General features: G+C 75.4%; 26 protein-coding genes. 19 read left to right on the forward strand and 7 right to left on the reverse strand.

From position 1 onward, the window contains the following. Nucleotides 1-5 precede the first annotated feature (5 nt). The 6 genes from BLS67_RS22100 to BLS67_RS22125 all read left to right on the forward strand — a co-directional run bounded on the left by BLS67_RS22100 (nt 6) and on the right by BLS67_RS22125 (nt 3,747). On the forward strand, nt 6-692 hold the full coding sequence (locus tag BLS67_RS22100) for an LmeA family phospholipid-binding protein (RefSeq protein ID WP_091250217.1): 687 nt from the start codon (nt 6-8) through the stop codon (nt 690-692). A 38-nt stretch (nt 693-730) separates the two neighbouring features. Continuing rightward, nucleotides 731-1,186 carry a thioredoxin family protein gene (locus BLS67_RS22105; RefSeq protein ID WP_242654281.1) on the forward strand — a complete coding sequence of 152 codons (456 nt, stop codon included), beginning with the start codon at nt 731-733 and terminating at the stop codon, nt 1,184-1,186. 153 nt (nt 1,187-1,339) lie between these two features. Next, the gene (locus BLS67_RS22110) at nt 1,340-1,771 is read left to right on the forward strand and encodes a DUF4395 domain-containing protein (protein ID WP_207500811.1); all 432 of its coding nucleotides are present in this window, start codon (nt 1,340-1,342) and stop codon (nt 1,769-1,771) included. Nucleotides 1,772-1,796: 25 nt separating this feature from the next. After that, nucleotides 1,797-2,630, forward strand: coding sequence for a sulfurtransferase (locus BLS67_RS22115; protein ID WP_091250223.1), 834 nt, complete (start codon nt 1,797-1,799; stop codon nt 2,628-2,630). A 2-nt stretch (nt 2,631-2,632) separates the two neighbouring features. Further along, entirely contained in the window at nt 2,633-2,926 is a 294-nt protein-coding gene (locus BLS67_RS22120) for a DUF1416 domain-containing protein (protein WP_091250225.1), read from the forward strand. A gap of 182 nt (nt 2,927-3,108) precedes the next feature. After that, nucleotides 3,109-3,747, forward strand: a complete 639-nt coding sequence (locus BLS67_RS22125) for a hypothetical protein (protein ID WP_131801822.1) — start codon at nt 3,109-3,111, stop codon at nt 3,745-3,747. A gap of 27 nt (nt 3,748-3,774) precedes the next feature. On the opposite strand, the gene BLS67_RS22130 is transcribed toward BLS67_RS22125, so the two are convergent. After that, nucleotides 3,775-4,452, reverse strand: a complete 678-nt coding sequence (locus tag BLS67_RS22130) for a TetR/AcrR family transcriptional regulator (RefSeq protein ID WP_091250231.1) — start codon at nt 4,450-4,452, stop codon at nt 3,775-3,777. Between the two features lie 116 nt (nt 4,453-4,568). Between BLS67_RS22130 and BLS67_RS22135 the strand changes: the two genes are divergently transcribed. The 3 genes from BLS67_RS22135 (at nt 4,569) to BLS67_RS22145 (ending at nt 7,955) form a co-directional block, all read left to right on the forward strand. After that, a complete protein-coding gene (locus BLS67_RS22135; RefSeq protein ID WP_091250234.1) occupies nt 4,569-5,513 on the forward strand; it encodes an NAD-dependent epimerase/dehydratase family protein in 945 nt (314 codons plus the stop codon). Between the two features lie 175 nt (nt 5,514-5,688). Beyond that, entirely contained in the window at nt 5,689-6,261 is a 573-nt protein-coding gene (locus tag BLS67_RS22140) for a heme-binding beta-barrel domain-containing protein (protein WP_091250237.1), read from the forward strand. After that, nucleotides 6,258-7,955 (forward strand): DUF885 domain-containing protein, encoded by a 1,698-nt coding sequence (locus BLS67_RS22145; protein WP_091250240.1) that lies wholly within the window; start codon nt 6,258-6,260, stop codon nt 7,953-7,955. Before BLS67_RS22140 ends, BLS67_RS22145 begins: the two co-directional genes overlap by 4 nt. Here the strand turns inward: BLS67_RS22145 and BLS67_RS22150 are convergent. Continuing rightward, complete coding sequence (locus tag BLS67_RS22150) at nt 7,942-8,319, reverse strand: DUF6992 family protein (protein WP_091250243.1); 378 nt, start codon at nt 8,317-8,319, stop codon at nt 7,942-7,944. The two genes, BLS67_RS22145 and BLS67_RS22150, sit on opposite strands and share 14 nt — an antisense overlap. Nucleotides 8,320-8,345: 26 nt before the next feature. Between BLS67_RS22150 and BLS67_RS22155 the strand changes: the two genes are divergently transcribed. Beyond that, the gene (locus BLS67_RS22155; RefSeq protein ID WP_091250246.1) at nt 8,346-8,963 is read left to right on the forward strand and encodes a hypothetical protein; all 618 of its coding nucleotides are present in this window, start codon (nt 8,346-8,348) and stop codon (nt 8,961-8,963) included. Nucleotides 8,964-9,298: 335 nt separating this feature from the next. Here the strand turns inward: BLS67_RS22155 and nhaA are convergent, their stop codons facing one another. Beyond that, nucleotides 9,299-10,603 carry a Na+/H+ antiporter NhaA gene (nhaA, locus tag BLS67_RS22160; RefSeq protein ID WP_091250250.1) on the reverse strand — a complete coding sequence of 435 codons (1,305 nt, stop codon included), beginning with the start codon at nt 10,601-10,603 and terminating at the stop codon, nt 9,299-9,301. 208 nt (nt 10,604-10,811) lie between these two features. On the opposite strand from nhaA, the gene BLS67_RS22165 reads away from it, so the two are divergent. Then, nucleotides 10,812-11,477, forward strand: coding sequence for an SDR family NAD(P)-dependent oxidoreductase (locus BLS67_RS22165; RefSeq protein WP_207500812.1), 666 nt, complete (start codon nt 10,812-10,814; stop codon nt 11,475-11,477). On the opposite strand, the gene BLS67_RS23955 is transcribed toward BLS67_RS22165, so the two are convergent. The 4 genes from BLS67_RS23955 to BLS67_RS22180 form a co-directional block, all read right to left on the reverse strand. After that, the gene (locus tag BLS67_RS23955) at nt 11,478-11,804 is read right to left on the reverse strand and encodes a DMT family transporter (protein ID WP_165617694.1); all 327 of its coding nucleotides are present in this window, start codon (nt 11,802-11,804) and stop codon (nt 11,478-11,480) included. Then, nucleotides 11,801-12,142 (reverse strand): DMT family transporter, encoded by a 342-nt coding sequence (locus BLS67_RS23960; protein ID WP_165617695.1) that lies wholly within the window; start codon nt 12,140-12,142, stop codon nt 11,801-11,803. Before BLS67_RS23960 ends, BLS67_RS23955 begins: the two co-directional genes overlap by 4 nt. Nucleotides 12,143-12,282: 140 nt before the next feature. Then, nucleotides 12,283-13,125 (reverse strand): aminotransferase class IV, encoded by an 843-nt coding sequence (locus BLS67_RS22175; RefSeq protein ID WP_091250256.1) that lies wholly within the window; start codon nt 13,123-13,125, stop codon nt 12,283-12,285. Nucleotides 13,126-13,139: 14 nt separating this feature from the next. Next, entirely contained in the window at nt 13,140-13,343 is a 204-nt protein-coding gene (locus BLS67_RS22180; RefSeq protein ID WP_091250259.1) for a zinc-ribbon domain-containing protein, read from the reverse strand. 33 nt (nt 13,344-13,376) lie between these two features. On the opposite strand from BLS67_RS22180, the gene BLS67_RS22185 reads away from it, so the two are divergent. The 8 genes from BLS67_RS22185 to BLS67_RS22220 all read left to right on the forward strand — a co-directional run bounded on the left by BLS67_RS22185 (nt 13,377) and on the right by BLS67_RS22220 (nt 19,824). Next, entirely contained in the window at nt 13,377-14,351 is a 975-nt protein-coding gene (locus BLS67_RS22185) for a prenyltransferase/squalene oxidase repeat-containing protein (RefSeq protein ID WP_091250262.1), read from the forward strand. Between the two features lie 10 nt (nt 14,352-14,361). Beyond that, entirely contained in the window at nt 14,362-14,820 is a 459-nt protein-coding gene (locus tag BLS67_RS22190; protein WP_242654282.1) for a Fur family transcriptional regulator, read from the forward strand. Between the two features lies 1 nt (nt 14,821). Next, nucleotides 14,822-15,922 carry a CAF17-like 4Fe-4S cluster assembly/insertion protein YgfZ gene (gene ygfZ, locus BLS67_RS22195; protein WP_091250268.1) on the forward strand — a complete coding sequence of 367 codons (1,101 nt, stop codon included), beginning with the start codon at nt 14,822-14,824 and terminating at the stop codon, nt 15,920-15,922. After that, the gene (locus BLS67_RS22200; RefSeq protein WP_091250271.1) at nt 15,919-16,764 is read left to right on the forward strand and encodes a beta-keto acid cleavage family enzyme; all 846 of its coding nucleotides are present in this window, start codon (nt 15,919-15,921) and stop codon (nt 16,762-16,764) included. The genes ygfZ and BLS67_RS22200 overlap by 4 nt, the downstream gene beginning before the upstream one ends. Further along, nucleotides 16,761-17,315 (forward strand): RsiG family protein, encoded by a 555-nt coding sequence (locus tag BLS67_RS22205; RefSeq protein WP_091250273.1) that lies wholly within the window; start codon nt 16,761-16,763, stop codon nt 17,313-17,315. The genes BLS67_RS22200 and BLS67_RS22205 overlap by 4 nt, the downstream gene beginning before the upstream one ends. Before the next feature lie 84 nt (nt 17,316-17,399). Further along, complete coding sequence (locus BLS67_RS22210; protein WP_242654283.1) at nt 17,400-18,362, forward strand: asparaginase; 963 nt, start codon at nt 17,400-17,402, stop codon at nt 18,360-18,362. Between the two features lie 65 nt (nt 18,363-18,427). Further along, a complete protein-coding gene (locus BLS67_RS22215) occupies nt 18,428-18,880 on the forward strand; it encodes a helix-turn-helix domain-containing protein (protein ID WP_091250401.1) in 453 nt (150 codons plus the stop codon). Then, nucleotides 18,877-19,824, forward strand: coding sequence for a hypothetical protein (locus BLS67_RS22220; RefSeq protein WP_109504783.1), 948 nt, complete (start codon nt 18,877-18,879; stop codon nt 19,822-19,824). Before BLS67_RS22215 ends, BLS67_RS22220 begins: the two co-directional genes overlap by 4 nt. Nucleotides 19,825-19,866: the final 42 nt, after the last annotated feature.

Below are 19,866 nucleotides of genomic sequence, written 5' to 3' on the forward strand. Positions count from 1 at the left end.
CGCCGGTGAAGGGTCTGCTGATCACCGTCGGAGTGCTCCTGGTCCTGCTGGTGGCTGCCGACCGGGTCGGTGTGCTGGTCGCCGAGGACCAGGTCGCGGCCCAGGTCCAGCAGCAGGGCCAGCTCGCCGGCGAGCCCGAGGTCGACATCACCGGGTTCCCGTTCCTCACCCAGGCGGTCGCCGGGCGCTACGACGACGTCCGGATCTCCCTGACCGCCGACGAGCTCGGCCAGCCGGCCGGCACCTCCGCCGAGATCTCGCTGCAGGGCGTGCAGCTGCCGCTGTCCGACGTCCTGGGCGGCGAGGTCTCGCAGCTGCCGGTCGACCGCGTCGACGGGCGGGCCTCGGTGCCCTTCGACCTGCTCGCCGCGCAGCTGGGCGGGGACACCACGCTGACCCGCGAGGGCGACGGGCTGCGGATCACCAAGACCGTCGAGGTGCTGGGCCAGACGATCCCGCTCACCGCTGCCGGCCAGGTCGCCCTCGACGGGCAGGACCTCGTGGTGACCGTCGACTCCGCGGCCGGGGCCGGCATCGACGTCCCCTCGTTCGTCCTCGAGCAGGCCCAGGACCTGCTGGACTTCCGGTACACGGTGCCTGCGCTGCCCTTCGGCCTGCAGCTCACCGGCCTGCAGGTCGCCGACGGCGGGGTCGACGTCACGGTCGCGGCCAGCGACGTCGTCCTGCAGTAGCGGGAATCCCTACCGGTCCGGTCACGTTGGTGCCCTCGATGGATGCCACCGGAGCTGTCGTGCTCGTCGTCGCCCTGCTGCTGGCCGGCGTGGCGATGTGGTGGTTGCGCACCCGCAGCGGTGCCGTGCGGACGACGACGGGAGCCGACGTGACCGAGGTCCGGGCCGAGGTCGAGGTCCTGCGGTCCCTGGGTGTCCGGCCCGAGGACGCCGACCTGACGGTCGTCCAGTTCGCCACCGCCTTCTGCGCGCCCTGCCGGGCGACGAAGGCCCGGTTGGCCCAGCTGCAGACCCGCCACCCCGCCCTCGCCGCGGTGCACGTGGACGCCGAGAGCCACCTGGACGCCGTGCGCGCCCTGGACGTCCGGCGCACGCCCACGCTGTTCTACCTGGGCCGCGACGGCGCCCTGCTGGGCCGCAGCAGCGGCGCACCGCGGCCCGACGAGCTGCAGGCCCTGGTGGCCGCGCACGCACCGGCGGCGGGGCACGTGTGATGGCTGTTGCTAGTCTCCCCGCCGTGGGCCCCCTGCTGACTCAGCGACGCACAGTCGACCTGTGCCGTCTGGGCAGCTGCCTGTGTCAGGTCTCCTCCCGAGGCTGACGACCCGCCTCGACGCGCCCTGACCGCCGTCGAAAGGCCCTTCCCCGTGACACCCGCCCGTCGGATCGACGTCCGAGGCCCGCGCTTCGGCGCGTGGATCACCACCGTCGTCCTCGCCGTCGTCCTGCTCACCGGCGCCGGTTGGCTGCTCGCCGTCCAGGCGGTGGTCTTCGCCGTCGGCGCGTTCGCCGGGCTCCGGTACGCCCCCTACGGCCTCCTCTTCCGCACCCTCGTCGCGCCCCGCCTGGGGCCGACGACCGAGACCGAGGACGAGGCGCCCCCGCGCTTCGCCCAGCTGGTCGGGTTCGGCTTCGCCCTCGTGGGCACCATCGGCTACCTGGCCGGTGCGCCCCTCGTCGGCGCCGTCGCCACCGGGCTCGCGCTCGTGGCGGCCCTGCTCAACGCGGCCGTGGGCTTCTGCCTGGGCTGCGAGCTCTACCTGCTCGTCCGGCGGGCCCGCCCCGCCGCCCACCCCTGATCCCCCACCCACAGGAGGAACCACCATGAGCCGCACCGACGTGCTCGTCAGCGCCGACTGGGCCCAGGAGCACCTGGGCGACGCCGGCCTGGTCTTCGTCGAGGTCGACGAGGACACCAGCGCCTACGACAAGGGCCACCTCGAGGGCGCGGTCAAGCTGGACTGGAAGAAGGACCTCCAGGACCCGCTGCGCCGCGACTTCGTGGACAAGGAGCAGTTCGAGGCCCTGCTGAGCAGCAAGGGCATCTCGAACGACGACACCGTCGTCCTCTACGGCGGCAACAACAACTGGTTCGCCGCCTACGCCTACTGGTACTTCAAGCTCTACGGCCACGACGCCGTGAAGCTGGTCGACGGCGGGCGCAAGAAGTGGGAGCTGGACAGCCGTCCGCTGTCCGACGCCGAGGTCTCGCGCCCGGCCACCACCTACACCGCGCAGGAGCCCGACACGTCGATCCGCGCGTTCCGCGACGAGGTCGTGGCCGCCATCGACACCAAGAACCTGGTCGACGTGCGCAGCCCCGACGAGTTCGCCGGCAAGCTCGTGGCCCCCGCGCACCTGCCGCAGGAGGGCGCCCAGCGTCCCGGCCACATCCCCTCGGCCGTGAACGTGCCGTGGAGCAAGGCCGCGAACGAGGACGGCACCTTCAAGAGCGACGAGGAGCTGGCCGCGCTCTACGCCGACGCCGGCTTCGACGGCGCGAAGGAGACCATCGCCTACTGCCGCATCGGCGAGCGCTCCAGCCACACCTGGTTCGTGCTCAAGGAGCTGCTGGGCCACGAGAACGTCAAGAACTACGACGGCTCGTGGACCGAGTACGGCTCGCTCGTCGGCGTCCCGATCGCCAAGGGGGCCTGACCGTGTGCGGAGCCCCGAAGCAGGGCGGTGCGCTGGCCGGCATCGACCTGACCACGCAGACGGTCATCCAGGGCTCGGTCTGGCACGACGGCACCCCCGTCGCCGGCGCCTACGTGCGGCTGCTGGACGCCACCGACGAGTTCACCGCCGAGGTGGTGACCTCCCCGGAGGGCGAGTTCCGCTTCTTCGCCGCGCCCGGTGAGTGGAAGCTGCGCTCGCTGGCCCCGGTCGGCCGCGCCGAGCGGGTGCTGAGCGCCGAGGTCGGCCTGAACGAGACCACCCTCGCCATCGCCTGACCGCTGCCCCCCGCAGCGTTGATCAGGGGGGTGCACGACAGTCCGTCCTCCCCCACCAGACCTGGTGGAGGAGGACGGACTTCCGTGTAGGTGGAGGAGGACGGACCGGTGGAGAACCCGCCGGTGGTCCCCTGTACACAGGCGTCGGCGACGCCGTCGGGATCCGGCTACCTCCCGGTTCCGTGAATACCAGGAACACGTGGTCGGCGGTCCTCGCGGTGGCGGTGCTGGTCGCGCTCGCCGCGTGCGAACGCGCGCCCGAGCTGGACGACCCGGCCACGAACCAGGCCCAGACCGCCCGGGTGACCAGTCCTGCGAGCCCCTCGACCCCGACCGGACGAACACAGCCCTTGCCCGCCCCGGCGCCGGTCTTCCCGCCCGTCGGCACGGTCCAACCGGTTGGCCCCTACCTCCAGGTGTCGGTCGACGCGGTGACCTGGGACGTCTCCCCGGAGGTGGCCACGGGCAACCCGTACGTCCGCCCCGGCAGGGCAGCCTTCGTGGGTGTCACCGTGACCGTCGGCCTGGCCGAGTGGTCCCCGCCGACGGGTGCGGAGCTCCCCTGGCCCACCTCCATCTCGCCGCGGTCGGTGCTGGACATCCAGGTCGTGCAGGCCGACGGGACGGAGGACACGCTGCAGACGATGGCCGCACCGTTCAACGGTGACCAGACGGGCATCGCCGGGCTCCTGGCGGGGGACACGAGGACCTTCACGGAGTACCTCGACGTCTCCTCCCGCTTCCTCGGTCCCGGCACCGTGGTCCGGGTCAGTGCCTGGACGGGCACCGACCCGGTGACGTCGTCCTGGTCGATCCCGTGATGAGCGGTCACCGACGGCAGCCGGGCCTCACAGCCCCAGGAGGTCTGCCAGCTCGCCGACCTGCTCGGTGAAGAAGGCGTCGGCGTCGGCCACCGAGCCGACGAAGTGGCCGAACAGCTCGAAGCTGATCAACCCGTACAGCGAGCTCCAGGTCAGCAGGGCGCGTGCCCGCACGCCGTCGTCCAGCGCGGGGTGCTCGCCCCCCAGGACCTGGGTGGCCTCGGGGGTGACCAGGTGCGTGCGGCGGCCCTCGGGCGCGGGCAGGATCCCGGCCCGCGCGGCGTCGCCGATGACCCGGCCGAGCACGACGCCGACCCGGGAGGCCGCGGGCACGGTGTCCGCCGGCGCCACGTACCCCGGCACCGGCGAGCCGTAGAGCAGCGCGTACTCGTGCGGGTGGGTCAGCGCCCACGTGCGGACGGCGGCGCACACCGCGTGCCACCGGGCCCGGGGCTGGGCGCTCGGGTCGTCGGCGGACTCGGCCGCCGCGCCGAGGGCGTCGTAGCCCTCGACGATCAGCCGGGTGAGCAGCTCGTCGCGGCTGCGGAAGTACCGGTACAGCGCGGACGACGCCAACCCGAGGTCCCGGGCCACCGCGCGCAGGGACAGCGCCGCCGCGCCGACCTCGCCCAGCTGGGCGCGCGCCGAGGTCAGGATCTCCTCGGTCAGGGCGGCCCGGGCGCGCTCGCGGGCGGTGCTGACCATCCGCAGATGTTAGCACCAGACCGGAACGAGAGCACTGCTCTTGACAGAGTCCGTGCCGACCCGCACGCTGAGCCACGAACGAGAGCACCGCTCTCGTCGAGCTCGAGGGAGTCGTCATGGGTCTGCACGTCGTCGTGGGCAAGGGACCGGTCGGCGCGGCCGTGGGCGCGGAGCTGGTGCGGGCCGGGCACCGGGTGCGGGTGCTCTCGCGCAGCGGCGGGACGTCGACGGCCGAGGTCGAGCACCGGGCGGTGGACGCCACCGACACCGGGGCCCTCGCGGCCGCCGCCGCGGGGGCCGACGCGCTCTACAACGCGGTCAACCCGGAGTACCACCGCTGGGCGACCGACTGGCCGCCGATGGCGGCGGCGATGCTGGGCGCCGCCGAGCGCACCGGCGCCGTGCTGGTCGCGATGGGCAACCTGTACGTGCACGGGCGGCCGACCGGGCCGATGACGGCCGACACCCCGTTGGCCGCCACCGACACCAAGGGCCGCGTGCGCGCGGAGGTCTGGACCGACATGCTCGCCGCGCACCAGGCGGGCCGGGTGCGGGTGACCGAGGCGCGGGCCTCGGACTTCGTCGGCCCCACCGTCCCCGCCGCTCATTCGCACCTGGTTCGCCAGCTCGCCGGGCTGCGTGACGGGAAGCGGGCCTGGGTGGTGGGCGACCCGGACGTCCTGCACAGCTGGGCATACGTGCCCGACGTCGCGGCGACCCTCGCGGTCCTCGGCACCGACGAGCGGGCGTGGGGCCGGCCGTGGATCGTGCCGAGCACCCCGCCGCGCAGCCAGCGGCAGGCCCTCACCGACCTGGCCGCCGCGATGGGCGCCCGCCCGGCCCGGGTGGCCGGCATGCCGTGGCCGGTGCTGTCGGCGCTGGGCCTCGTCGTCCCGCAGATGCGGGAGATCGCCGCGATCCGGCACCAGTGGGACGCCGACTTCGTCGTCGACGGCGGCGAGACCACGGCCGTGCTGGGCATCGAGCCCACCCGCTGGGACGACGTCTGCCGGGCGACCGTCGACGGCCTGGGGCTCGCCGCGGTGCCGGCCACCCGGTAGGCCGCGACGCCGCGGCCCGGCGTCCCCGGTCGTGGGCTGTCGGGGGTGCTGGCTACCGTGGCCGCATGGGTCTGATCACCGCCTGGGTCCTCGTCGCCCTGGCCGCGCTCGCCGCGCTCTGGTGCGCGGTGGGCGCCGTCCGGCTGACCCGTCGCGAGCGCCCAGGAGGCCACCGATGACCGATCCCACCCCCGTCGGCCTGCCCGAGCAGCCCGTCACCGGGCGCACCGAGCTGCCCGTCGAGGAGACCACCGACGTCCGCACCGGGCCCGAGGTGGCCCACGAGCTGCTCTCGGTGCTCCCGCTGCTGGGCGAGTGGCACGGCGAGGGCGTGCTGGTCGGCCCGGCCGGCGACCAGCGGTTCGGCCAGTGGGTGCGCTTCGCCCACGACGGCCGCGACTTCCTGGCCTACGAGTCGCGCACCTGGACCATCGCCGACGACGGCACGGTCGGCGGCCCCGACGTCCGGGAGTCCGGCTTCTGGCGGCCCCGCGGCGAGGACGAGGTCGAGCTGCTCGTCGCCCATCCCGAGGGTCTCGTCGAGATCCTGGTCGGCACCGCCCGCAGCACCACCAGCTGGGAGCTGACCAGCGACGTGCTGGCCCGCACCCCCGACCACCCCGACGTCACGAAGGCGGTCCGGCTCTACGGGATCGTCGAGGGCGCGCTGATGTACGCCGTGGACCATGCCGGCCCCGACGGCCAGCTCCGCCCGGTGATGTCGGCACGCCTGGAGAGGATCCGATGAGCACCGCACGCACCCCGCGCCAGGTCGCCGACGCCTACGTCGAGGCCCTCTGCGACCTGGACCCGATCACCGCCACCGCGCTGGGCACCCGGCCCGGCGACGACCGGCTGCCCGACCTCACCCCGGCCGGGCTCGAGGCCGAGGCGCAGCTCGAGCGCGACACCCTGGCCGAGCTGGACCGGGTGCTGGCTGCCGATCCCGCGCTGGCCGACGACCCGGTCGAGTTCCGCTGCGCGCGGCTGCTCCGCGAGCGGTTGACCGCCTCGCTGGACCTCCACGAGGCGCAGGAGGGCCTGCGGGCGCTGTCCAACCTGTTCTCGCCGGTGCACTCGGTGCGCCAGGTCTTCTCGATGATGCCGCTGGCCACCACCGACGACTGGGCCGTGCTGGGTCGCCGCGCGGCCCGCGTGCCCGTGGCCTACCGCGGCTACCTGCAGACCCTCGCCGAGGGCGCCGGGCGCGGGCTGTTCGCCGCCCCGCGCCAGGTCGAGACGGTCGTGGGCCAGCTCGACGAGTGGCTGTCGGGCCCCTACTTCGCCGGCCTGGTCGCCGACGGCCCGGCCGACCTGCGCGACGAGCTCGACGCCGCGGCGGCCGACGCCGACGCTGCGGTGGCCGAGGTCCGCGACTTCCTGCGCGACGTCTACCTCCCGCAGGCCCAGGGCACGCCGGACGCCGTCGGCCGCGAGCGGTACGCCCGCTTCGCCCGCCGCTGGAACGGCAGCGACCTGGGCACCGGCAGCGGGCTCGAGGACGCCTACGCCTGGGGCTGGGCCGAGCACCGCCGGATCCGCGACGAGCAGCGGGCGGCCGCGGAGCTGGTGCGCCCGGGCGCGACCCCGATGGAGGCGATGCGCTGGCTGGGCGAGCACGGCGAGGCCGTGGACGGCGTCGAGCCGATCCGCGAGCGGCTGCAGCGGATGATGGACGACGCCATCGCCGCCCTCGACGGCACGCACTTCGACATCGCCGAGCCGATCAAGCGGGTCGAGGCGATGATCGCCCCGCCGGGCAGCGCGGCCGCGCCGTACTACTCGCGCCCGTCGCTGGACTTCTCCCGCCCCGGCCGCACGTGGCTGCCGACGCTGGGCAAGGACCGCTTCCCGCTGTGGGACCTGGTCAGCACCTGGTACCACGAGGGCGTCCCCGGCCACCACCTGCAGCTGGCCCAGTGGGTGCTGGTGTCGCAGGACCTCTCGGTGTTCCAGACCGCGGTCGGCGGGGTCAGCGCCAACCTCGAGGGCTGGGCGCTCTACGCCGAGCGGCTGATGGACGAGCTGGGCTTCCTCACCGACCCCGGCGCCCGGTTGGGCTACCTGGACGCGCAGCAGATGCGGGCCGTCCGGGTGGTCGTGGACATCGGCATGCACCTGGAGCTGCCGATCCCGGACGACGCCGACGGCGCGCTGGCCGACCACCGCGGGCAGCCGTGGACCCCGGAGCTGGCCCGGGCCTTCTTCGGCGAGTACTGCGGGCGCGACGAAGCGTTCCTGGACAGCGAGCTGGTGCGGTACCTGGGCATGCCCGGTCAGGCGATCAGCTACAAGCTGGGGGAGCGGGCCTGGCTCGAGGGCCGCGAGGCCGCCCGCGCCGCGCGCGGTGACGCCTTCGACCTCAAGGCCTGGCACATGGCGGCCCTCTCGCAGGGGTCGCTCGGGCTGGACGACCTGGCCGACGAGCTCAGCCGGCTCTGAGGGCGGCCGCCGCGGTGGCGTCGAGGGCCAGCAGGAAGGCGCCCTGGACGACCACCGCCGCGCCGTCCCCGCGCCAGCGGTCGGTGCGCAGCAGGACGGCCCCGAGCGCCAGGTAGCCGACGTCCAGCCCGGCGTTGACCAGCAGCACCCTCCGCAGCCGGGCCGGGTCGGTGGGGCCGCGCCGGCGACGGTTGCGGGCACCGACCGCGGCGATCGCGCCGTCGACCGCACCCCACGCGGCGGTCTGCCGGCCGAACCCCCGCGTGCGCGGGACGGCGGCCAGCACCCCGCCGACGGCGACCGAGGCCGCCGCCCAGCCGCCGAGCACCGTCGTCAGCCGGGTCTCCACGGCGAGCGGGTCCATGGCCGGATCGTCCTACAGTTCCCGGCGTGGAGCCCGTCGCCGTCGACCTGCCGCCGTTGGCCGAGCTGCGCGACCGGTGGGCGGCCGCGGCCGCCGTCGTGACCGCGCTGGGCTTCCCCGCGGCCGCGCACGCCCGGGGGCCGCGGTCGTGGCGGTGGGACGACGGGGGCGGCAACCGGGCCGAGGTCGCTGTCCTCGACGCCGACCGCGCCGTCCTGTTCGGCTGGGACCGCACCGCCCACGGCCGGCTGCTCCGGCGCCCGGACGGCGAACCGTCGGGCGAGCTGCTGGCCGACGCGCCCGGCTGGTGGTCGGACCCGCTGCGGGGGACGACCGACGAGGTGGGGTTCGTGCTGGGCTGGGACGGCGCCGGCTGGTCCCGGTCGGCCGGCATCGTGCCCGGTGGGGGGCTCGCCGGCATCCCGGTGGACGCCGAGCAGCTCTACGGCGTGGTCGACTCCTTCGTCGAGGGGGTGGCCGACGACCAGGGGCTCGGCGACTGGCGCACCCCGTGGCCGGCGGTGGCGGCCCTGGGCCGGGCCGGTGCGGGGCTGACGGTGGAGCAGCTGGCCGACGTCCTGGGGCCGCTGCGGGCCGACCTGCCGGCCGGGGTGGTGGCGGCGCGCCGGTTCGGCGCGGACTGACCCCGGGTACGGACAACCCCCGGGCTGCTCCGCGGATCCTGCCGGCTCGATGAGCACTTCTGGCAGGGCGCGGGCCGACTGGACTGGGTCGGCGGCCCGGGGGTCGGGTGACTGTCCGGTATTCGCCTGCCGCCGTACGACGGACGGGCGATGCCACACGCGTCAGACCGGGTTGATCCGGTGCTGAGCGGGCGGCCCATCTGGACGGCGGCTAGCGGACAGCCACCTCACGAGTCCTGAACGACATCAATTGTTCGGACCACCTCCTCTCTCGTGTGCAGCCACCGTACGACCGGTGCGACCGCCCTCGCAACGACCTTTTCCCAGCGCTTCTCTCAGCCCTCGGCGGACGGCCGCTGGTAGACGTCGGGGATGCCGTCGCCGTCGTCGTCGCGGGCCTCCTCCTCGGCGATCCGGCGGTACACCCGGTCCCGCGGTTTGAGCACCGCGGTGGCCAGCAGCGCGGCGAGGAGGGTGCCGGTGAGCACGCCGACCTTGACGTGCTCGTCGCGGAGCGAGCCGGTGCCGAAGGCCAGTTCGCCGATCAGCAGCGAGACGGTGAACCCGATGCCGGCCAGCAGCGACAGCCCGACCACGTCGGGCCAGCGCAGGTCGGAGTCCAGCTCGGCCCGGGTGAACCGGCTGACCAGCCAGGTGGCCGCGCTGATGCCGATCGCCTTGCCGGCGACCAGGCCGACGACGATGCCGATCGCGACGGTGTCGGTGAGCGAGGCGCCCAGCCCCGACAGCCCGCCGACGGTGACCCCGGCGGAGAAGAACGCGAACACCGGGACGGCGATGCCGGCGGAGAGGGGCCGGATGCGGTGCTCGAAGTGCTCGGCCAGCCCGGGACCGGCGTCCGGTCCGCCGGCGGCGTCGCTGCGGACGACGGGCACGGTGAACGCCAGCAGGACGGCGGCGACGGTGGCGTGGACGCCCGACTCGTGCACCAGCACCCAGGTGGCCACGGCGAGGGGCAGCAGCAGCCACCAGCGCCGGACCCGCCTCTGCACGAGGAACCCGAACAGCGCGAGCGGGATCAGCGCCAGGGCGAGGGGGCCGAAGGCCAGCGACGAGGTGTAGAAGATCGCGATGATCGTGATGGCCAGCAGGTCGTCGACGATCGCCAGGGTCAGCAGGAACGTGCGCAGCGCGGCCGGCAGGTGAGTGCTGATCACCGCGAGCACGGCGAGGGCGAAGGCGATGTCCGTGGCGGTGGGGATGGCCCACCCCGTCAGCCCGCCGTCGCTGCCCAGGTTGACCACCGTGTAGATCAACGCCGGCACGGCCATGCCGCCCACGGCCGCGGCCACCGGCAGGGCCGCCTTGCGGGGGTCGCGGAGGTCGCCGGCGACGAACTCCCGCTTGAGCTCCAGGCCGGCGACGAAGAAGAAGATCGCCAGCAGGCCGTCGGCGGCCCAGGTGCCCAGGGTCAGGTCCAGGTGCAGCGACGCCGGCCCGACGACCGTGTCGCGCAGGCCCTCGTAGGCGGCTGCCCACGGGGTGTTGGCCCAGACCAGGGCGACGGCCGCGCCCACGATCAGCAGGACACCGCCGACGGTCTCGCGGCGCAGCAGCGCGGCGATGCGGGTGGCCTCGGCGTACGAGCCGCGGGCGAACAGGCGGGCGGGGGAGGTCACGGGGTGCGGCTCCGGGGTGCGGGGGTCGGCTGTGGAGTTGCCGACCAGACTTCCCGGCGCACCGTCACCGAGCTTACCGGCGCAGCGCCGTCCGCACCGGGTGATCACGGACCCCGGGACACCCGACCGCGGCGTGCCGTGGGCACAGGTCCGTGATCACCGGCAGGGCCGGGTGTGCGCAACCGGGTCGTGGGGCATCGAGGGTTCCGTGGACATCGACCGCAGCCACGTCGTCGTCGTCGGGGCCGGACCCGGGCTCGGCGCCGGGATCGCCCGCCGCTTCGCCCGCGAGGGCTTCGACCTCACCCTGGTGGCCCGCACCGCCGGGACCCTGGACCCGTTGGCCGGCGAGCTGCGCGGTGCCGGGGCCCAGGTGCGCACGGTGACCGCCGACGTCGCCGACCCGGCGACGCTGGCGACCGCCTTGGCGCCGGTCGCGGCGGCCGCGCCCGGGGTGGTGGTCCACAACGTGGGCCTCGTGGTGGGCGACGACCTGCTCGTCGACCCCCCTGAGCACTTCGCGCACGCCCTGGCCGTCGACGTGGTCGGCGCGGTCGCGGTGGCGCAGCTGTTCACCCCGGCGATGCGGGCGGCGGGGGAGGGCACGTTCCTGGTCACCGGTGGCGGCCCGGCACTGCACCCCGACCGGGCCCACGCCTCGCTGACCCTCGGCAAGGCCGCCCTGCGCAACGCGGTCGCCCTCCTGCACGAGCAGCTGGCCGAGGACGGCGTGCACGCGGCCGGCGTGACGGTGGTGGGGGTCGTCGAGCCGGGCACCGCGCTGGACCCCGACCGGATCGCCGAGGCGTACTGGGAGCTGCACGCGCAGCCGCGGGGCAGCTGGACCGCCGACACGGTGGTCGACGGCAGCTGATCAGGAGCCGGCGTGCACCACGACGACGCCGAGCACGACCAGCGCCACGCCCAGCACCTCCCGCCGTCCGAGCCGGTCGCCGAACACGGCGGCGCCGCCCAGGGTGGCCAGCGCGATGCCCGACCCCGTCCAGATGCCGTACCCGACGGCCAGCGACACCCCGCTGACCAGGGCCCGCGACATGAGGGCCACCGACGCGCCGATGCCGAGCAGGGTGAGCAGGGTGGGGACTGCGCGCCGGAACCCCGCCGAGGCCCGCAGCGCGCCGATGCCCACCACCTGGGCCAGCACCGCGCCGGCCAGCCACGCGACCGCCGCCCCGCTCACGAGGCGCGCGGCCCGGTCTGCAGCACGAGCACCCCGGCGGCCAGCACGGCCATGCCGACCAGCTGGACGACGGTCAGCGGGTCGCGGAAGAGCAGCACGCTCGCCAGCGTCGCCGCGGCGAGGCCGGCTCCGGTCAGCGTGGCGTAGGCGGTGCCCAGCGCGACCCCGCCGCGGTGCAGCAGCAGCGAGAACAGCCACAGCGAGACGCCGTAGCCCACCAGCGTCACGGTGGTCGGCAGCCAGCGGGTGAAGCCGTCGGACACCCGCAGGGCCAGGGTGCCGGCAACCTCGGTGAGCACGGCACCGGTGAGCAGCAGGGCGGAGGGGGAGGGGCGCACCGACCCATCCTCCGGGACGGCGCCCGCGTGGGAGCGGGACGACGGTTCGCCACCGGGCCGGCGACGGCGCACCTTCCGCCCTGACGGCACCGAGATCGTCATCGGCCCGCTGCCGACCTGACCCGACCCGCGTGAGCGGGTCAGCGGGCGAGGAGCTCCTGGACGCGAGGGGTGAGGCCGGCGTCGCCGCGGGGCGTGCCGTCGAGTGCGGTGACCGCGGCCGCGCCGCGGATGCCCGACAGCAGCCAGACGGCGTCGGCGGCGTGCAGGTCGGCGACCGTGCCGGGGGTGACGGCGGTGGGCCAGCCGTCGGCCTCGGCGGCGGCGAACAACCGGGCCTGGGTGGTGCCGGCCAGGATGCCGGTGTCCAGCGGCGGGGTGTGCAGCGTGCCGCCGGTCGCCCACACGACCGTGGAGGTCGGGCCCTCGAGCAGCCGCCCCTCGGCGGAGGTGAACACCACGTCGTCGGCGCCCACGGCGTGCGCGTGCCGCTGCGCGGCCATGTTCACCGCGTACGACAGCGTCTTGGCCCCGCCCAGCAACCAGGGCGCACCGGCCCGCACGTCGGCAGCCAGCCCGTAGGTCAGCGCCACCACGGCGACGCCGTCCCGGCGCTGGCGCAGCACGTCGTCGCCGACGGGGGCCAGCAGGGCCAGCGCGGTCGGTGTCGTCCCGTCGCCGCGGGTGAGGAACAGCCGGCACACGCCCTCGACGTCGGCCGGCCAGCCCTCGGTGGCCGCCGCGACCAGCGCGCGCCAGGCGTCGTCGGGCACCGGCGGCAGGTCGAGCAACCGGGTCGACCGCTGCAGGCGCACCAGGTGGTCGGCCAGGCGCGGCGTCGCGCCGTCGTCGACCAGCACCGACTCGAAGACGCCGTCGCCGCGGGCCAGCCCGGCGTCGAACGCCGTCACCACCGGTTGGGCGGCCGGTACCCGCACCGCCGCGCCGTCCCGCCAGACCGCCACCGCACGCTGATCGACCACGGCCCCAGCCTGCCTCACACCGCCACCGCGGTGCCGCAGATCGTGCAGATCTCGAGCTGCTGGCGCTTCCAGCGCAGCACCGGCACGAAGAACACCGTGAACTGCCGGTAGCGCTTCACCCGCGCCCACACGGTGGTGTTGCCGCACCGCGGGCAGGTTCGGGTCGACCCGCGTCCGAGGTCCTTCTGCTTGCTGCCGAACCCGAAGAAGAAGATCACCGCTGAACCCTAGGAGGGCACTACCGTCCCGGCATGGCGGACGACGTCCTCACCTGGCTGCTCGACAGCGACCCGTCCCTGCGCTGGCAGGTGCAGCGCGACCTCGCCGGCGCACCGCCCGCGGTCTGGCAGGCCACCCGGGCCCGGGTGGCCACCGAGGGGTTCGGCGCCCGGCTGCTGGCCCACCAGGACCCCGACGGCCAGTGGGCCGGCGGGGCGTTCTTCCCGAGGGTGGACGGCGAGGTGCAGTGGCCGGCCGAGGGCGACGGGCAGCCGTGGACGGCGACCACCTGGTCCCTGGCCCAGCTGCGCGAGTGGGGGGTGGACCCCGCCGTGCTCGGCGACACCGCCGACCGGCTGGCCGAGCACTGCCGGTGGGAGTACGACGACCTGCCGTACTGGGGCGGTGAGGTCGACGTCTGCATCAACGCCACCACCTTGGCCAACGGGGTGTGGCTGGGGGTGGACGTCGAGCCGCTGGCCGCGTGGTTCGTCGAGCACCAGCTGGCCGACGGCGGGTGGAACTGCGAGTGGGTGGAGGGCTCGACCCGCTCGTCGGTGCACTCGACCCTGAACGCCGTCCGCGGGTTGCTCGCGCACGAGGTGGCCACCGGCGGCAGCGCAGAGCTGCGGGCGGCCCGGCACCGCGGCGAGGAGCACCTGCTGGCCCGCCGGCTGCTGCACCGGTCCTCGGGCGAGCTGCTCGACGTGTGCCTGACCCCACCCGTGCACCCCTCCCGCTGGCGCTTCGACGTCCTGCGGGCGCTGGAGCACCTCCGTGCCGTCTCGGAGCACGAGAGCACGGCCCCCGACCCCCGGGCGGCGGAGGCGGTCGACCGGCTCCGGGCGGGCCGGCACCCCGACGGGCGGTGGGTGCAGGGCCCGGTGCAGCCCGGTGAGGTGTGGTTCGGGACCGATGCCCCCACCGGCGAGCCCTCCCGCGGGGTCACCCTCGGTGCGCTGCGGGTGCTGGCCTGGTGGGACGCCGATGTCGGACCGGCGCAGTAGGTTCGGCGACGTGCCCGACCACACCCCCGAGCCGCCGCCGTTGGCCGACCAGCTGCGTTCCCGCGGGCTGCGGCTGACCACGCAGCGGCAGCGGGTGCTGGCGGCGGTCGGGGCGCTCGAGCACGGCACGCCGGAGGAGATCGGCTCGTGGCTGCGCGAGCAGGCCGGCCCCGCCGGCGCCGCCCCCGACACCTCCACCGTCTACCGCAACCTCGAGCTGCTGGAGAAGCTGGGCCTGGTCTGGCACACCCACCTGGGCAAGGGCGCGCCGGTCTACCACGCCGCCCAGCACCCGCACCTGCACGTCGTCTGCTCGGGCTGCGGTCGCATCGACTCCGTCGACCCCGCGGTCATGGACGGCGTCGCGGAACGTCTGGCCGCCGACCTGGGTTACGCCTTGGACGTGGGCCACGTGGCGCTGTCCGGCACCTGCCGGGAGTGCGCCGCGGCGCCCGGATCGGAGACCTGACATGCCCTCCCCCCTGCTCAGCAAGCCCGGCGCGGTCGCCACCGAGAGCGGCGCCGTGGCCGCCCACTACGGCGAGCCGCTCCCCGAGCAGCGCCGCGCCGCGGAGGGGGCCGCGCTGGTCGACCGCAGCGACCGCGACGTCGTCGCCGTCCCCGGGCCCGACCGGCTCTCCTGGCTGCACAGCTTGCTCAGCCAGCACCTCGAGCGGCTGCCCGACGGCGCCGGCACCGAGGCGCTCGTCCTCTCCCCGCAGGGCCACGTCGAGCACCACGTCGTGGTCGCCGAGCTGGCCGGCACCACCTGGCTGGACACCGAGCCCGGCGCAGGTGCCGACCTCGCCGGCTGGCTGGACCGCATGCGCTTCATGCTCCGGGTCGAGCCCGCCCTGGTCACCGACGCGTGGGCACTGCTCACCCTCGTCGGTCCGCGGGGCGACGACGTCCTGACCGCCGCGGGGCTGCCCGTCCCCGTCGAGACCTACGAGGTGCGTGCCGCCGACGCCGGCTGGGTCCGCCGCATGCCGGCCGTCGGGGACGGCGTGCCGGCCGTCGACCTCCTGGTGCCCCGCGCCGAGCTGGCCCGGTGGGCCGACGCGCTGCTGGCCGGGGGCGCCGTGCTGGCCGGGGTCGACGCCCTGGCCGCCCTCGCCGTCGAGGCGCACCGCCCGCGGGTGGGCGCCGACTCCGACCACCGCACCATCCCCAACGAGACCCCCTGGCTGCAGACCGCGGTGCACCTGGAGAAGGGCTGCTACCGCGGCCAGGAGACCGTGGCCCGGGTGCACAACCTCGGGCGCCCACCGCGCCGGTTGGTGCTCGTGCACCTCGACGGCATGAGCGAGCAGCTGCCCGCCCCGGGCACCCCCGTCACCAGCGGCACCCGCGAGGTCGGGCGCCTGGGCACCGTCGTCCGGCACCACGAACTCGGCGTCGTCGGGTTGGCCCTGGTCAAGTCGGCCACCCTGGAGAAGGGCGGCGACCTGCGGGCCGGCGAGACCGTGGTCGTCGTCGACCCCGACGACCTCGTGGTCACCACCGACGACACGGTGCTGGCCGCCCGCGAGCGCGTGCGGGCCGTCCGGTCTGCGACGATCGGCCGGTGAGCTCACCGGGGACGCTGATCACCCTGGCCCCCACCGGGGCCGAGTCGGCCAAGGCCGACGTCCCCGCGCTGCCCGTCTCCGTCGACGAGGTCGTGGCCACCGCCCGCGACTGCGAGGCGCTCGGCGCCGCCGTGGTCCACCTGCACGTCCGCGACCTCGACACCCGGCCGACGCTGGACCTGGTGCGGGTCCGCGAGGTGGTCGACGCCGTGCGCGAGTCCACCGACCTGGTCGTGCAGCTGTCCTCCGGCGGCGCGGTCACCGACCCGCTGCCCGACCGGGTCGCCGTGCTCGACGCCGAGCCCGACGCCGCCTCCCTGTCGCTGGGCACGGTCAACTTCGGCCGCGACGTGTTCAGCAACCCCTGGGACCTCATCGTCGAGCTGCACACCCAGATGCGCGACCGCGGCATCGTGCCCGAGTACGAGGCCTTCGACCTCGGCCACCTCGCCACGCTCTCGCGGTTGCTCGACCGGCACGGCCCGCCGCACGGCGGCCACGTGCACGTCGACCTGGTCATGGGCGTGCCCGGCGGCATGCCCGGCACCACCGGCGCGCTCGCGGCCTGCCTCCCCTCGATCGACCCGTCGTGGACGTTCGCCGCCACCGGCGTCGGCCGCACCTCCCTGCCGGTCATGCTGGCCGCGCTGTCGGCCGGCGGTCACCTGCGGGTCGGCATGGAGGACACCCTCACCTACGCCCCGGGCCAGCCGGTGCGGGACAACGCCCAGCTCGTCGCCCGGGCGGCCGGCCTGGCCCGCATCGCCCAACGACCTGCACTGACCACCACCGAGGCCCGCGAGCTGCTGGGCATCCGCGCACCCCAGGAGGCATCCCGATGACCGCTCCGTCCGCCGGCGGCACCGCCGTCGACACCCTGCTCGCCCCCGCGTTCCTCGAGGGCATCGAGCAGCGCGGCATGCTCGACGTCCGCGCGCTGCGCCGGCAGGCCGAGCAGTCCGAGGTCGACCTCTCCTACACCCGGCGCCTGCTGCAGGGCCGGCTGGACATCGTCCGCCGCGAGCTGCAGCGCCGCGCCGAGCACGACGGCCGCTCGCTGGTCGACCTGCTGCCCGAGATCCTCTCGGAGAAGGGCCGCGGCCCCGCGCACGGCCTGGGCCGGCACCAGACCGTGCAGCCCAGCGACCCGGTCGCCCTCGAGCAGTGGGTCAACGGCCTGGCCCCCGACGTCGACCTCTCCGACGTCGGCGAGCTGCCCGACGACCAGCTCGAGACCGCGGCCCGCGCGCTGGCCGCCGGCGAGCGCGGGCTGTCGGAGCGCCGTCGCGGCGTGCAGACCGTCATGGACTCCCTGGCCGGTGAGCTGGGCCGCCGCTACCGCGACGGCGAGGCCGACGTCGCCCAGCTCCTCGCCGCCGAGGGCCGCCACTAGAAGGACCCCCTCGCCCCCCACGACCCGCTCCGCGCGCCGCGGGGCCCTGCGAGGGGGCCGTTCCAGCCCTACCTGAGGAGTGACGTGCGGTTCCCCGAGAATCCGGTGCTGGTGGAGGTGTGGCGGTCGGGGTTCTTCGAGTCGGCGCACCGCGGGTCGCTGGTGGTCCTGGACGCCGACGGTGCGGTGACCCGGGCGGTCGGGGCGGTCGACGTCCCCACGCTGCCGCGGTCGTCGAACAAGCCGGTGCAGGCGACCACGTACCTGGACGCCGGGTGGGTGCCGCGCTCGACGGAGGAGCTGGCCATCGCCGCCGGCTCGCACTCCGGCGAGTCCGGTCACGTGCAGCTGGCGCTGGCGATGCTGGCCGCGGCCGGCCTCGGCCCCCACGACCTGGGCTGCCCGGCCGCGTTGCCCTCCGACGAGCGCGAGCGCGCCGCCTGGCTGGTCGAGGGGCGGGCTCCGGCACGCGAGGCGATGAACTGCTCGGGCAAGCACGCGGCGATGCTGTCGGCCTGCGTCGCCGCCGGGTGGCCGACGCACGGCTACCTGGACCGGGCGCACCCGCTCCAGCAGGCGATCGAGGCCCGGCTGGGCGAGGCCGGCGGCGAGCCGGTGAGCGCCGTCGTCGTCGACGGCTGCGGTGCGCCGCAGCACGCGCTGTCGGTGACCGCCCTGGCCCGCGGGGTCCTCGGGCTGGTGCACGCCGAGCCGGGCACCTCCGGGCGGGCCGTCGCCGATGCCGTGCGGGCGCATCCGTGGCTGGTCGCGGGCACCGGCAAGGACGACACCCTGCTCATGCAGGCCGTGCCCGGTCTGCTGGTCAAGGGCGGTGCCGACGGCGTCCACGTGGCCGCGCTGCCCGGGGCCGGCGCCGTGGCCCTGAAGCTGGACGACGGCGGCGACCGCGGCCGCATGCCGGCGCTCTGCGCCGGGCTGGCCCTGCTCGGGGTCGCCCCCGAGGTGCTCGCCCCGTTCGCGGTGACCCCGGTGATCGGTGGCGACGGCGTGGTCGGCGAGGTCCGCCCGGCCGCCGTCCTGGTCTGAGGCGTCCCTCACACTGCTAGCTCCTCTGCTTGCAGGAGCTAGCACCCTGGGTTAGCGTCGTGGGCGTGCAGAACCCGTCGGAGATCGTCAGCTCGGTCCGCGAGAGCGTGACCAGTGCTGTCGAGTCCGCCGCTGCCGAGGCGACCACCGTGTCGACCGCGGTCAGCTCCCAGGTGGGCGACTTCATCCGCACCCAGCGCAACGCCGCCCAGGTGTCGTTGCGCGAACTGGCCCGCACCGCCGGGGTCAGCAACCCCTACCTCTCGCAGGTGGAGCGGGGACTGCGCAAGCCGTCGGCGGAGATCCTGGCCCAGATCGCCCGGGGCCTGAAGATCTCGGCCGAGACGCTCTACGAGCAGGCCGGGATCCTCGACCGCCGCTCCGGCACCCCGGACACGGTCACCGCGATCCGGGCCGACCCGGCGCTGTCCGAGCGGCACAAGTCGGTGCTGCTGGACCTCTACGAGTCCCTGGCCACCCGGCCCACCACCCCCACCACCCAGGAGGAGCAGCGATGAGCGCTCTGGACACCGTGAAGAAGACCGCGGAGACGGCCCGCAAGCGCGCCGACCGCACCGCCCACGACGCCCGGCTGACCGCCCGCTCGGCCCGTCAGCTCGCCGTCGAGACCAGCCGCACCGGCGTGCTGGCCGCCATCGGCGCCGGCGACGTGGTCGTCGACCGGGCACGCACCGTCGTCGACGGGCTGCTCGGCAAGGCCGAGGCCCTGCCGACCGAGGCCCGTCAGCAGGCCGACAGCGCCGCGCAAGAGGTCCGCGCCCGCGCCGAGGCCGCCCGCAGCAAGGCCGCCGACGCCGTGGGCCAGGCCCGCGCCCGCGCCGAGCAGGCCGCCGAGCGCGCGCAGTCCGCGGCCCGGCCCGAGACCGTCAAGGGCACCGTCGCCGAGGTCCGCGGCACCGTGACCGGGGTCGCCGGCACGGTCCGCGACCAGGCCGTCAGCACGCTGGCCGACCTCGCCGCCCGCGGCGAGGAGGTCATCGAGGACCTGCGTCGCCAGCCCGGCTTCCGCAACGTCGTGGGCCGCGCCGAGCGCGCCGTCGACACCGTCGAGGACGCCCTCGAGGACGTGCTCGACACCACCGGCGAGACCGTCGCCGACACCGCCGACGAGGTCACCTCGGTCGCCCAGAAGGCCAAGGCCGAGGCCGGCAGCACCGCCGACGAGGTCACCTCGGTCGCGCAGAAGGCGAAGGCCGAGACCGGCAAGGCCGTCGACGAGGCCAAGGGGGCCGTCCGCAAGGAGGCCCGCTCCGCCAAGCGCACCGTCCGGTCGGCGGCCCCCAAGCCCCCGGCCACCAAGCGCGCGCCGGCCCGCAAGGCCACCCCGGCGGCCCGCAAGGCCACGCCGGCCAAGGCCACCGCGCCCTCGGCCCGCAGCACGGCCCCCTCGGCGTCCAGCAACGCGCCGTCGTCGTCCAGCTCGGCGCCCTCGTCGAACTGAGGACCGGTCCACCCCTCAGGGCCCGCAGCCTCGTGCTGCGGG

This window comes from Klenkia soli (assembly GCF_900103975.1).
GTDB lineage: Bacteria > Actinomycetota > Actinomycetes > Mycobacteriales > Geodermatophilaceae > Klenkia > Klenkia soli.

Coding starts and splice junctions, on each gene's coding strand:
- BLS67_RS22150 (WP_091250243.1), bottom strand. CDS start 8,319: ATGGACCCGCTCGCCGTGGAGACCCGGCTGACGACGGTGCTCGGCGGC.
- BLS67_RS22145 (WP_091250240.1), top strand. CDS start 6,258: ATGAGCACCGCACGCACCCCGCGCCAGGTCGCCGACGCCTACGTCGAG.
- BLS67_RS22220 (WP_109504783.1), top strand. CDS start 18,877: ATGAGCGCTCTGGACACCGTGAAGAAGACCGCGGAGACGGCCCGCAAG.
- BLS67_RS22115 (WP_091250223.1), top strand. CDS start 1,797: ATGAGCCGCACCGACGTGCTCGTCAGCGCCGACTGGGCCCAGGAGCAC.
- BLS67_RS22140 (WP_091250237.1), top strand. CDS start 5,689: ATGACCGATCCCACCCCCGTCGGCCTGCCCGAGCAGCCCGTCACCGGG.
- BLS67_RS22130 (WP_091250231.1), bottom strand. CDS start 4,452: ATGGTCAGCACCGCCCGCGAGCGCGCCCGGGCCGCCCTGACCGAGGAG.
- BLS67_RS22205 (WP_091250273.1), top strand. CDS start 16,761: ATGACCGCTCCGTCCGCCGGCGGCACCGCCGTCGACACCCTGCTCGCC.
- BLS67_RS22135 (WP_091250234.1), top strand. CDS start 4,569: ATGGGTCTGCACGTCGTCGTGGGCAAGGGACCGGTCGGCGCGGCCGTG.
- BLS67_RS22185 (WP_091250262.1), top strand. CDS start 13,377: ATGGCGGACGACGTCCTCACCTGGCTGCTCGACAGCGACCCGTCCCTG.
- ygfZ (WP_091250268.1), top strand. CDS start 14,822: ATGCCCTCCCCCCTGCTCAGCAAGCCCGGCGCGGTCGCCACCGAGAGC.
- BLS67_RS22105 (WP_242654281.1), top strand. CDS start 731: ATGGATGCCACCGGAGCTGTCGTGCTCGTCGTCGCCCTGCTGCTGGCC.